10 protein-coding genes are annotated in these 8,823 nt (G+C 63.6%); all 10 read left to right on the top strand.

Annotated features, from left to right (window positions below):
- Window positions 1–231 precede the first annotated feature (231 nt).
- The 10 genes from AC0L3A_RS37410 (at window position 232) to AC0L3A_RS37365 (ending at window position 8,537) form a co-directional block, all read left to right on the top strand.
- A complete protein-coding gene (locus AC0L3A_RS37410; protein WP_007599673.1) occupies window positions 232–741 on the top strand; it encodes a TRAP transporter small permease in 510 nt (169 codons plus the stop codon).
- A gap of 2 nt (window positions 742–743) precedes the next feature.
- Window positions 744–2,063 carry a TRAP transporter large permease gene (locus AC0L3A_RS37405; RefSeq protein WP_007599671.1) on the top strand — a complete coding sequence of 440 codons (1,320 nt, stop codon included), beginning with the start codon at window positions 744–746 and terminating at the stop codon, window positions 2,061–2,063.
- A 12-nt stretch (window positions 2,064–2,075) separates the two neighbouring features.
- Complete coding sequence (locus AC0L3A_RS37400) at window positions 2,076–2,537, top strand: DUF3237 domain-containing protein (RefSeq protein WP_007599665.1); 462 nt, start codon at window positions 2,076–2,078, stop codon at window positions 2,535–2,537.
- Window positions 2,538–2,606: 69 nt separating this feature from the next.
- Complete coding sequence (locus AC0L3A_RS37395; protein WP_007599663.1) at window positions 2,607–2,903, top strand: type II toxin-antitoxin system RelE/ParE family toxin; 297 nt, start codon at window positions 2,607–2,609, stop codon at window positions 2,901–2,903.
- Window positions 2,904–2,906: 3 nt separating this feature from the next.
- Entirely contained in the window at window positions 2,907–3,206 is a 300-nt protein-coding gene (locus AC0L3A_RS37390) for an addiction module antidote protein (RefSeq protein WP_007599661.1), read from the top strand.
- 181 nt (window positions 3,207–3,387) lie between these two features.
- A complete protein-coding gene (locus AC0L3A_RS37385; RefSeq protein ID WP_007599659.1) occupies window positions 3,388–4,197 on the top strand; it encodes a crotonase/enoyl-CoA hydratase family protein in 810 nt (269 codons plus the stop codon).
- Complete coding sequence (locus AC0L3A_RS37380; RefSeq protein ID WP_473256281.1) at window positions 4,194–6,077, top strand: feruloyl-CoA synthase; 1,884 nt, start codon at window positions 4,194–4,196, stop codon at window positions 6,075–6,077. The genes AC0L3A_RS37385 and AC0L3A_RS37380 overlap by 4 nt, the downstream gene beginning before the upstream one ends.
- 26 nt (window positions 6,078–6,103) lie before the next feature.
- Window positions 6,104–6,865, top strand: coding sequence for an SDR family NAD(P)-dependent oxidoreductase (locus tag AC0L3A_RS37375; protein WP_219682940.1), 762 nt, complete (start codon window positions 6,104–6,106; stop codon window positions 6,863–6,865).
- A gap of 10 nt (window positions 6,866–6,875) precedes the next feature.
- Window positions 6,876–7,307: an acyl-CoA thioesterase gene (locus AC0L3A_RS37370; RefSeq protein WP_085351696.1), complete on the top strand. Its 432-nt coding sequence runs from the start codon at window positions 6,876–6,878 to the stop codon at window positions 7,305–7,307.
- Window positions 7,308–7,385: 78 nt separating this feature from the next.
- Window positions 7,386–8,537 (top strand): ABC transporter substrate-binding protein, encoded by a 1,152-nt coding sequence (locus tag AC0L3A_RS37365; RefSeq protein WP_473256280.1) that lies wholly within the window; start codon window positions 7,386–7,388, stop codon window positions 8,535–8,537.
- Window positions 8,538–8,823 lie beyond the last annotated feature (286 nt).

Here is an 8,823-nt window from a genome sequence, read left to right as displayed (position 1 = left end):
TAGACTCGCTGCCGGCTCGTTCTGCGGCCCAGGACCGGCCGCCCCCGCCCCCGCCCCCCCCCGGGGGGCGGGGGGGGGGGGGTGGGGGGGGCGGGGGGGGGGGCCCCCCCCCTCCACTCGGGGTCCGTTCATTGCGGCGACACCCCCACCCCAGCCCTCCCCCGCAAGCGGGAGAGGGAGTGCAGCATCGCTGTTGATGCAACTCGCACTCATCTCGAGCAGGAAGCTCCCATGAAGCGCAGCTGGATGGATCGCGTTATCGATTCGATCGAGTGGATCGCAGCCGCCTTCGTCGGCATTGTCGCACTCGACATCTTCCTGTCGGTGCTGCTGCGCAACACGCTGAACTATGCGATCCCCGATAGTTTCGACATCGGCCGCATGCTGCTCGGCATCCTCATCTTCTGGGGCATCGCCGCGACCTCCTATCGCGGCACCCACATCACGGTCGATCTGGTCTGGGGCAATGTCGGGCCGCGCTACCAGCGCTGGATCGACGTGTTCGCGACACTGGTGCTGCTGTTCGTCGTGACGGTGCAGACCTGGACGCTGTTCGACAAGGTCCGCGGCACCTACAACGACAACGTCCAGACCTTCGACATGCACATGCCGACCTGGCCGTTCTTCGCGATCGCCTGGATCGGCGACGTCTCCGCCGTGCTGCTGATCGCGATCCGCACCTATCGGTTGATCTTCCATCCCGAAGAGATGCACGACCCCAAGCTGAAGGCGACGGAGTAATCATGAGCACCGATGCCGTCGCCGTTATCGGCTTCGTTTCCCTGTTCGCCCTGATGCTGCTGCGCGTGCCCGTCGGCATGGCCATGGGCCTCGTCGGCGTCTCCGGCTTCTCCTATCTCGTCGGCGCCACGCCGGCGCTGAAGCTGGTCGGCCAGACCTCCATGCGCACGGTGACCGACTACACCTTCGGCGTCATTCCGATGTTTCTGCTGATGGGCTCCTTCGTCAGCAATTCCGGCATGAGCCGCGAGCTATTCCGCGCCGCCAACGGCTTTGTCGGCCATTTGCGCGGCGGGCTCGGCATCGCCACCGTCGGTGCCTGCGGCGGCTTTGCCGCGATCTGCGGCTCCTCGGTCGCGACCGCAGCGACCTTCTCGGCGGTCGCTTACCCCGAGATGCGCCGTTTCGGCTACCCGCAGTCGTTTGCCACCGGCGTGATCGCGGCCGGCGGCACACTGGGCGCGATGCTGCCGCCCTCCACCGTGCTCGCCGTCTACGGCATCATCACCGAGCAGGACATCGGCAAGCTGTTCATCGCCGGCATCATCCCGGGCATTCTGGCGATGACCATGTACATGATCACGATCTTCCTGATCGGCTATTTCCGGCCGGACTTTCTGCCCAAGGGCAAGGTGCTGCCATGGCGCGAGCGCTTCGCCGGCCTGAAGGACATCTGGGCGCCGGTGCTGCTGTTCGTGTTCGTGATCGGCGGCCTTTACGGTCTGCCCTATTTGCCGCGCTTCACGCCGACCGAAGCCGGCGGCGTCGGCGCTGCCGGCGCCTTCATCATTGGCGTGGCGACCGGCCGCCTCGACCGCGAGAAAATTCTGGCCTCGCTGCTGCAGGCGACGCGCACGGCGGCCGCCGTGTTCACCGTGCTGATCGGCGCCTTGATCTTCGGCTATTTCCTCACGGTGACGCAGACCCCGCAGAAGGTGACGGAATTCCTCACCGGCCTTGGCCTCGGCCCCTACGGCGTGCTGGCGCTGATCATGGTGATGTATCTCGTGCTCGGCTGCCTGATGGACGCCATGGCGATGATCATCCTCACCGTGCCGATCATTTTCCCCGTGATCATGCATCTCGGCTTCGACCCGATCTGGTTCGGCGTCATCATCGTCATGACGGTCGAGCTCGGCCTGATTCACCCGCCGGTGGGCATGAACGTCTTCGTCATCAAGAGCGTGGTGAAGGACGTTTCCTTCTCCACCATCTTCAAGGGGGTGATTCCGTTCGTGGCGACAGACCTCGTGCGCCTCGTGATCCTGATCGCCTTCCCGCTGCTGGCGACATGGCTGCCGACGCGGATGATGGCGCATTGAGGAGGTGAAGCGATGACCACGCCGGCGCTCGAAACCAGATACGTCTTCACCGTCACTGCACGTATCGGCGACGTCGTCACCGCCGGCGAGACCGGCATCGGCGTTCGCCGCATCATCCCGATCATCGGCGGCGAGGTCTCGGGCGCGATCACCGGCAAGGTGCTGCCGTTCGGCGCCGACTTCCAGACCATCCGCCCCAACGAGCTGATTGATCTCGAAGCGAAGTACGCTTTCCAAACCAACGACGGCGCCATCGTCTATGTCGAGAACAAGGGCATGCGCTTCGGCCCGGTCGAGCTGTTACAAAAGCTCAAGCGCGGCGAGCCGGTGGATCCTAAACTGATCTATTTCCGCACCGTGCCGAAGTTCGAGACCGGGCATGAGAAGTACCGCTGGCTGATGCAGCACATTTTTGTCGGTTCAGCCGCGCGGCATGCGGACCGCGTCGTGATCGACGTGCATCAGGTGATGTGAACGCGTGGCGCCGCACCAAGGGCCGGCTGGTCCATTGACATTGCCACTTATGTAGCGTATACGCTACAGATGCCGACGATCAAGAGAACCGACGAATTCTCTGACTGGCTTAGAAACCTGCGAGACCGGAGAGCGAAGGCAAAAATCCTGGCCCGGATCGATCGGCTGGCGCTCGGCAATCCCGGAGACGTTGCTCCGGTCGGAGGCGGCATCAGCGAAATGAGAGTTCACGAGGGCGCTGGATACCGGATCTACTACGTTGCCCGAGGCGAGGAGATCATCATTCTTCTTTGCAGTGGCGATAAAGGCTCTCAGCCAGGGGACATAGCGTTGGCAAAGAAGATCGCGAGCGAATTGGAGGTCTGAGCAATGGCAAAAGTGAAATCCTTTGATACTGCGGAGTACCTCGACAGTCCGGAGATGGTTGCGGCCTATCTCACCGAAGCCTTTGAATCCGACGATCCGTCCGCAATAACGATGGCAATCGGCGCCGTAGCGCGCTCTCAGGGCATGGGCGCCATTGCCGAAAAAGCCGGTCTATCCCGTGAGAACTTGTATCGCTCGCTTGGCGGCGAGGCCAAACCCGAATTCGGCACTGTGATAAAGGTTCTCCACGCCATGGGTATCAATCTTGTGGCGCAACCCCAAAGCGGAACCAAGGCGGCGTAGCGGCCGGATAGCATCGGCGTCGGTGATATTCATCCCAATCTTGCGCATCGGGCATTCGGGTACGGGCTCTGTACCCGGACTGTCGTCCCATTTCCGGACGATGCATCGGCTTCCCCGCTGCCAGCCGTATTGACTCCCCCTGAATTCGTTATACAACATAACTATTCTGACAAGGACGCAAATGACACAGGGAAACGCCGAGACCGCCGACGCGGGCGCCTCCGGGCTTTTGAAGATCGAGCGGGCGGACCGGGTTTTGACCGTCGGCCTCAATCGGCCGGCCAAGCGCAATGCGCTCAACGACGGCATCATCCTGGAAATCGGCGAGTGTTTTACGTCCCTTCCCGAGGATATCGGCGCGGTCGTCATCCACGGCATCGGCGACCATTTTTCCAGCGGTCTCGACCTCTCCGAACTGACCGACCATGATGCCACCGGCGGCCTTCTCCATTCCCAGATGTGGCACCGGGTGTTCGACCGCATCCAGTACAGCCGCGTGCCCGTGATCGCGGCGCTCAGGGGCGCCGTGATCGGCGGCGGGCTGGAGCTCGCCTGCGCGGCGCATATCCGTGTCGCCGAACCGTCGACCTATTTCGCGCTGCCGGAGGGACAGCGCGGCATCTTCGTCGGTGGCGGCGGTTCGGTGCGCCTGCCGCGCCTGATCGGCGTCGCCAGGATGATGGACATGATGCTGACCGGCCGCGTCTATTCCGCGACCGAAGGCACCTCCTACGGCTTTGCGCAATATGTCACGGAAGCCGGCAACGGCCTCGGCAAGGCGATGGAGCTTGCGACCAAGGTCGCCTCCAACGCGCCGCTGACCAACTTCGCCGTGCTCCAGGCGCTGCCGATGATCGCGGAGGCCAATCCGCAGACCGGCCTGTTGATGGAATCGCTGATGGCGACGGTGGCGCAGAGCGACAAGGAAGCCAAGCGCAGGATCCGCGAATTCCTCGAGCACAAGACCGCAAAGGTGAAGCCGAAATCATGAGCGCGCAGCCGTCCTCTTCCAGCATGGAGCGCGGCGCGAGCACTTCCCCGCTGCGGCCCATTTCATTCGGCGATCCCGTCGTGAATATCGAGCGGCGCGACGACGGCACGATTTACCTGCGGCCCAAACAGCCGCTCGGAGACTATCCGGCCCGCATCACCGACCGCCTGCATCACTGGGCGAATACGACGCCGGATCGCATCTTCATGGCCGAGCGCGAAGGCGGTCGCGGCTGGCGCAAGATCAGTTACGCCGAGCTGCTCGCCGCGAGCCGGCACATCGCCTCAGGACTCATTGCGCGCGGGCTGTCGGCGGAGCGGCCGGTCGTCATCCTCTCCGGCAATTCGATCGACCATGCATTGCTCGCGTTTGGCGCGTTCTATGCCGGCATTCCGTTCTGCCCGGTGTCGCCGGCCTATTCGTTGGTTTCGAAGGATTACGGCAAGCTCTCCTACCTGATGAAGCTCCTGACGCCCGGCCTCGTCTTCGCCGAGGACGCCGACAAGTTCGCCGACGCGCTCGCGGCCAACGTCTCGCTCGGCACCGAAATCGCCGCGTCCTACGGCCACGTGCCGGGCCGCGACGTCACCTCGCTCGCCGACCTCATGGCAACCCCGATCCGCGGCGATCTGGACGAAGTCCACGGCAAGATCGGTCCCGACACCATCGCGAAATTCCTGCTGACCTCGGGCTCGACCGGCAACCCCAAGGCGGTCATCAACACCCAGCGCATGATCTGCGCCAACCAGGTGATGCTGCGCGAGACGCTCGCCTTCCTCAAGGACGAGCCGCCCGTCATCATCGACTGGCTGCCCTGGAATCACACTTTTGGCGGCAACCACAATATCGGGCTGACGCTCTACAATGGCGGCTCGATGTATCTCGATGCCGGCAAGCCGGTGCCTGGAGGCATCGACGAAACCGTGCGCAATCTCCAGGAGATTTCGCCGACAGTCTATTTCAACGTCCCCAAGGGATACGAGTCGCTGCTTCCTTATCTGCGCGACGACCAGGGCCTGCGCGCGAAATTCTTCGACCGGCTGCACGCGATGTTCTTCTCGGGCGCGGCGCTGTCGCCGTTCGTCTGGAACAGCCTCGACGAGCTCGCGGTCAAGGAAAAAGGCTACCGCGTGCCGATGCTGACCGGCCTCGGTGCAACCGAGACCGCGCCGTTCTTCATGTCGGTCAACCCGCGCACCAGCCGCTCCGGTCATGTCGGGCTTCCCGTATCCGGCAACGACGCCAAGCTGGTGCCGAACAACGGCAAGATGGAAGTTCGTTGCAAGGGACCGAACGTGATGCCCGGCTACTGGCGCCAGCCCGACATCACCGCAAATTCGTTCGACGAAGAAGGCTTCTACAAGCTGGGCGATGCGCTCAAGCCCGTCGATCCCGATGATCTCAACGCCGGCTTCGATTTCGACGGCCGCATCGGTGAGGATTTCAAGCTCGGCAGCGGCACCTGGGTCAGCGTCGGCCCGTTGCGCGCACGCTTCGTTGCGGCCTGCGCACCGCTGGTGCGCGACGTCGTCATCGCCGGCATCAACCGTGACGAGGTCTCCGCGCTGGTCGTGCTCGATCTCGACGGCTGCCGGCTGATCAACCCGACGCTGCCGACCGACGATCTCGTCGTCGCGACCCGCGACCGGCTGGTGCGCGAGGCATTTCGCGAACGGCTGACCCGCTTTCTCGGCGCGGCCACGGGATCCTCGACGCGGATCACGCGCGCGATCCTCATGGACACGCCGCTCTCGATCGACAAGGGCGAAGTCACCGACAAGGGGTCCATCAACCAGCGCGCGGTGCTCGAGCATCGCAGCCTGCTGATCGAGGAGCTCTACGCTGCCAATCCATCGGACCGTGTGATATCGGTCGGCTAAGAAAACATCGCTACAGGGAGAACGCCATGTTGTTGAAGGATCAGGCAGTCATCGTCACCGGCGGCGCATCGGGACTGGGCGCGGCGACCGCGCGTAAGCTGGCGGCGCAGGGCGCCCGGGTGGCGGTGTGCGACCTCAATGCCAAGCTTGCGGAAACCGTGGCCGCCGAGATCAAGGGCGTCGCGGTGACCTGCGATGTTTCCGATGCGGCCTCCGCGGAAGCTGCGATCGCCCAGGCGACCAAGGCCCATGGACCCGCGCGCGTGCTGGTCAATTGCGCCGGCATCGGCGTTGCCAAGCGCGTCGTCGGCCGCGACGGCCCGATGGCGCTCGCGGATTTCGACAAGGTGATCAAGGTCAACCTGATCGGCACCTTCAACATGCTTCGCCTTGCCGCGAACGAGATGTCCAAGCTCGAGCCGCAGGCAACCGGCGAGCGCGGCGTCATCATCAACACGGCGTCGGTTGCCGCTTATGACGGCCAGATCGGGCAATCGGCCTATTCGGCATCGAAGGGCGGCATCGTCGGCATGACGCTGCCGATCGCGCGCGAGCTGGCGCAGTTCGGCGTCCGCGTGCTGACGATCGCGCCCGGCCTGTTCCTCACGCCGCTGCTCGCCAACCTGCCGCAGGAAGCCCAGGACTCACTCGCCGCCGCAATCCCGTTCCCGCGCCGGCTCGGCCACGCCGACGAGTTCGCGGCATTGGCGCTGCACATGGTCGAGAATTCGTATCTGAACGGCGAAGTCGTGCGCCTCGACGGATCGCTGCGCATGGCACCGAAATAGGGCGCGACATATGTTCGTGAACCGGCGCGACGTCCAGATCCAGTGGGGTGACTGCGACCCCGCCAACATCGTCTATTACCCGCGCTATTTCGCGATGTTCGACGATTCGACATCGACCCTGTTCGAAGTCGCCGGGTTCTCCAAGCAGGACCTGGTCCGCAAATACGGCCTGGTGGGTATTCCCATGGTCGACACGCGCGCCAAGTTCTATATCCCCTCGACTTATGGCGACTGGATCACCATCGAAACGAAGGTCGAGAGCATCAAGCGCTCGAGCTTCGAGGTAAAGCACAGTGTCTACAAGGGCGAGGCGCTGGCGATCGAGGGCTTTGAGACCCGTGTCCTGGTCGGCCGCGACCCCGTTAACCCCGACAAACTGAAATCGGCACCGTTTCCTGCGGAAATGGTAGCCAAATTCACGGGGAGCGAGGCCCGGAGTTAAATCGCCACATCACCAAAAGAGGGGGCTGAATTACCCCCCGATTTCTGCTTTCAAAGAAGCACATAAAGGGAGGAATAGATGAAACGCTTTTACCTGACCGCCGCCGTCACCGCGGCCGCGCTTGCGCTGCCGGCCGTGCCCGCGCTGGCCCAGACCGCCGAGGTCACCATCGGCATCACCACCACCACGACCGGCCCGGGCGCGGCGCTGGGGATTCCCGAGCGCAATGCGCTGGAGTTCGTGCCGAAGGAGATCGGCGGCGTGCCGCTGAAGGTGATCGTGCTCGACGACGGCGGCGATCCCACCACCGCGACCACCAACGCCCGCCGCTTCGTGACCGAATCCAAGGCCGATATCATCATGGGCTCGGCGCTGACGCCGCCGACCATCGCGGTGTCGAACGTCGCCAACGAAGCCGGCATTCCGCATTTCGGCCTGGCGCCGTTCCCGATCACGCCGGAGCGCATGAAGTGGTCGGTGGCGATGCCGCAGCCGATCCCGATCGTGGGCAAGGTGTTGTACGATCACATGAAGGCCAAGGGCGTGAAGACCATCGGCTATATCGGCTATTCCGACTCCTATGGCGACCTCTGGTTCAACGATTTGAAGGCGCAGGCCGTGCCGATGGGCATAACCATCGCCGACGAGGAGCGCTTCGCTCGCCCGGATACGTCGGTGACCGGACAGGTGCTGAAGCTCGTGGCTGCGAATCCCGACGCCATTCTGGTCGGCGCTTCCGGCACCGCAGCCGCGCTGCCGCAGACCGAGCTGCGCGAGCGTGGCTATCAGGGCCTGATCTACCAGACCCATGGTGCCGCCAGCATGGACTTCATCCGCATCGCCGGCAAAGCGGCGGAAGGCGTTCTGATGGCTTCCGGCCCAGTGATGGACCCGGAAGATCAACCTGACGAGGCCGCCACCAAGAAGCCGGGCCTCGCGCTCAACTCGGCCTATGAAGCCAAGTACGGCCCGAACAGCCGCAGCCAGTTCGCCGGTCACTCTTACGATGCGTTCGAGATTCTCAAGCGCATAATCCCGGCGGCACTCAAGACGGCGAAACCCGGCACGCCGGAATTCCGCGAAGCGATTCGCCAGGCCTTGCTGTCGGAGAAGGAGCTGGCCGCAAGTCAGGGCGTCTACAATTTCACCGAAAAGGACCGCTACGGCCTCGACGACCGTTCGCGGATTTTGCTCACGGTGAAGAATGGCAAGTACATGCTGGTGAAATAGACGCAGCGGCAGGATTGATACGACGAGAGCCGGCCCAATGGGCCGGCTTTTTCTTTTGGCTGCATGGGCGAGCTGCACCTCCGGTGTCGCTGCGCCCCCTCTCCCGCTTGCGGGAGAGGGCCGGGGAGAGGGTGCCTCCGCAGAGGGACAGTCCGAAGCTCGCGGAAAAAATCCCCTAGAGGAGAGAACCCTCACCCGGCGCTTCGCGCCGACCTCTCCCGCAAGCGAGGGCTTTGCTTAATTGGCCGAGCGGGAGTGAGGCTCGATATGGGGTATTTTTTTGTGC

The organism is Bradyrhizobium sp. MI1.3 (assembly GCF_055811695.1).
The sequence above is the reverse complement of the archived record's forward strand: the minus strand, read 5'-3'. Positions and strand labels throughout refer to the sequence as shown.

What these genes read in the sequence shown, in the direction of transcription:
- AC0L3A_RS37385 (WP_007599659.1), top strand. Translation starts at nt 3,388, where the DNA reads ATGACACAGGGAAACGCCGAGACCGCCGACGCGGGCGCCTCCGGGCTT.
- AC0L3A_RS37410 (WP_007599673.1), top strand. Translation starts at nt 232, where the DNA reads ATGAAGCGCAGCTGGATGGATCGCGTTATCGATTCGATCGAGTGGATC.
- AC0L3A_RS37390 (WP_007599661.1), top strand. Translation starts at nt 2,907, where the DNA reads ATGGCAAAAGTGAAATCCTTTGATACTGCGGAGTACCTCGACAGTCCG.
- AC0L3A_RS37365 (WP_473256280.1), top strand. Translation starts at nt 7,386, where the DNA reads ATGAAACGCTTTTACCTGACCGCCGCCGTCACCGCGGCCGCGCTTGCG.
- AC0L3A_RS37375 (WP_219682940.1), top strand. Translation starts at nt 6,104, where the DNA reads ATGTTGTTGAAGGATCAGGCAGTCATCGTCACCGGCGGCGCATCGGGA.
- AC0L3A_RS37370 (WP_085351696.1), top strand. Translation starts at nt 6,876, where the DNA reads ATGTTCGTGAACCGGCGCGACGTCCAGATCCAGTGGGGTGACTGCGAC.
- AC0L3A_RS37395 (WP_007599663.1), top strand. Translation starts at nt 2,607, where the DNA reads ATGCCGACGATCAAGAGAACCGACGAATTCTCTGACTGGCTTAGAAAC.
- AC0L3A_RS37405 (WP_007599671.1), top strand. Translation starts at nt 744, where the DNA reads ATGAGCACCGATGCCGTCGCCGTTATCGGCTTCGTTTCCCTGTTCGCC.
- AC0L3A_RS37400 (WP_007599665.1), top strand. Translation starts at nt 2,076, where the DNA reads ATGACCACGCCGGCGCTCGAAACCAGATACGTCTTCACCGTCACTGCA.
- AC0L3A_RS37380 (WP_473256281.1), top strand. Translation starts at nt 4,194, where the DNA reads ATGAGCGCGCAGCCGTCCTCTTCCAGCATGGAGCGCGGCGCGAGCACT.